Source organism: Pseudoalteromonas lipolytica, from assembly GCF_900116435.1.
In the GTDB taxonomy this organism is placed as follows: domain Bacteria; phylum Pseudomonadota; class Gammaproteobacteria; order Enterobacterales; family Alteromonadaceae; genus Pseudoalteromonas; species Pseudoalteromonas lipolytica.
Window position 1 is genome coordinate 1 of record NZ_FPAZ01000042.1, and the last position, 2318, is coordinate 2318.

Consider the following 2318-nt stretch of genomic DNA (forward strand, 5'->3'; position numbering starts at 1 on the left):
GTCGGCGGTGTACCATCAAAATCGGTTGAGGTAATCGTGCGTACATTGCCGGCTTCATCAGACGCACTTGCGGTGATAGACGCTAAACTGAGCAGTGGCACAGTCAACCCTGTCAATGACCAATCACCATTGGCATCGGTTGTCGCAGTGTATGTCACTACGCCACCACCTACCAAGTTTTGGGTAATAGTGACCGTGCTACCAGCCGGTAAATCAGAGGTACCGCTTAAAGTAACCAATTGACCCAGTAAGAAGGTCGGCACAAAGGCAAGCTCTGGTGGAATTGTATCAACCACGCCGCTGTCTGTGGCGCTGCTGTTATTACCGGCTGAATCGCTGATACTCGCTGTCACACTGTAGTTACCATCGGCCAATGCTTGCGCTGCATCGACACTCCAATTACCTGAGGCATCGGTGGTCACTGTCACTGTGTGGCTGGTGCCATTGGCATCAGTAAAGGTCACATCAAGACTCGTATTGGCTAAGTCTGATGAACCTGTCACCGTTGGCGTGTTGTCATTGGTTAGCGCTGGCGCATCAATGGTGATGGTTGGCGCGGTCACATCAATTGTGCCAGTTTCGGTGTCGGTGCCTGTATTACCTGCGGCATCCACAATGGTTGCAACAACGGTGTAATCACCTTCGGCGAGTGCCGTTGCTGCTTCAACTGACCAACTACCATCGGCTTGTACAGTTGTTGTTACTGTTTGAACATTACCCGCACTGTCGGTGATGGTTAACGTAACAAGCGTCCCCGCAGGCACGCCTGTACTTTGGCCACTAATTGCAGGTGTTACATCGTTGCTGTCGGCAATCGCATCAATACTGACAACAGGTGCGGTGATATCTACATTACCTGTCGCATTGTCTGTGCCTGTGTTACCAGCAGCGTCTGTAACAGAAGCTGTGACTGTAAATGTACCTTCGGCTAATATAGTCGAAGCGGCAACAGACCAACTACCATTGGCTAATACTGTCGCGACAACTGTGTGTGTATTTCCAAGAGAGTCAGTAATAGTCAAGGTGACTAAACTGCCTGCACTTGCGTCTGTCGTACCGCTAATCGTTGGAGTGGTATCATTGGTGTCGTTAATATCATTTATGGTGATACTAGGCGCAGTAAGATCGACTGTTCCTGTGCGTGTTGCCGTGCCATCAATAGTATTAACCGTCACCGTTGCGGTAACTGTAAAACTTCCTTCTGGTAACGCATTGTTTGCTGTCACAAACCAAACCCCGCCAGTGACCGTTGTGGTTAATGTTTCTACCGGATTGACACCATCATCAATCACAACTGTCACCGTGCTGCCATCAGCGGCATCAGTTGTGCCCGTAATCGTAGGAGTTGGATCGTTAATTTCACCAATAACATCTATCGCAATGCTTGGCGCAGAGGTGTCGAGTGTAAAGCTTTCAGAGGCTGTTGCTGTATTACCAGCAGCATCTGCAACCGTTGCCACAACCGTGTAATCATCGTTTGTTAGTGACGATGAAGTAACAGACCAGTCGCCATTTCCATCAACCACCGCTGATAAGTTCAGCGTATTACCGCTTGAATCAGTTACAACTAAAGAAATAACTGTGCCAGCCGGTTCTGACGAAGTCCCACTGATTGTTGGCGTATCTGTATTGACCGTCCCTAGATTATTAATGGTTAATAATGGTGGCGTTGTATCAATACGACCCGTGCCTGAGTCTGTGCCAACATTGCCTGCTGCATCGGTGATCGTTGCAGTAATAGTATAATCGCCGTCAGGTAATACAGAGGCATTTGTTTGCCACGACCCATCGGCAGCTACAGTCGCAGTAAAGTTATGTGTATCCCCATTACTGTCAATAACAATAATACTGACCAGTGTTCCCGCAGGCTCGGTTGAGGTACCACTTAAGGTTGGTGTATCGTCATTACCTAGGCCATTATCATTCACAGTAACAACCGGGTTGGTGGTATCAATATTACCTGTTGCAGTCACGCTGCTGGTGTTACCTGCATCATCACTTACTGTCACCGTGACGGTATAATCCCCTTCAGCAAGACCATTAGGAACTTCTCTACTCCAGGTTCCGTTGCTGCCAACAATGGCAGTAAAAGTTTGTACTGTGCCATTGCTATCCGTGACAGAGATAGTAACCGTCGCACCAATTTCATTACTGGTACCACTTAACACCGGCGTGACATCACTGCCCTCACCCACACCAGTTAAGGTCAGTGTTGGCGCAAGAGTGTCGATAACACCGGTCACGGTTTCTTCGCTTAAGTTACCAACCCCATCGCGGACACTGGCTTCAACGCTAAACTGACCATCGGCTAAGGCGGT

Annotated in this window: 1 protein-coding gene; it reads right to left on the reverse strand. The window is 48.8% G+C overall.

What is annotated here, in order from left to right; all coding sequences use genetic code 11:
- Positions 1-2318, reverse strand: a 2318-nt coding sequence (locus BM378_RS20190) for a beta strand repeat-containing protein (protein ID WP_177222601.1), incomplete at both ends; no start/stop codon positions are given.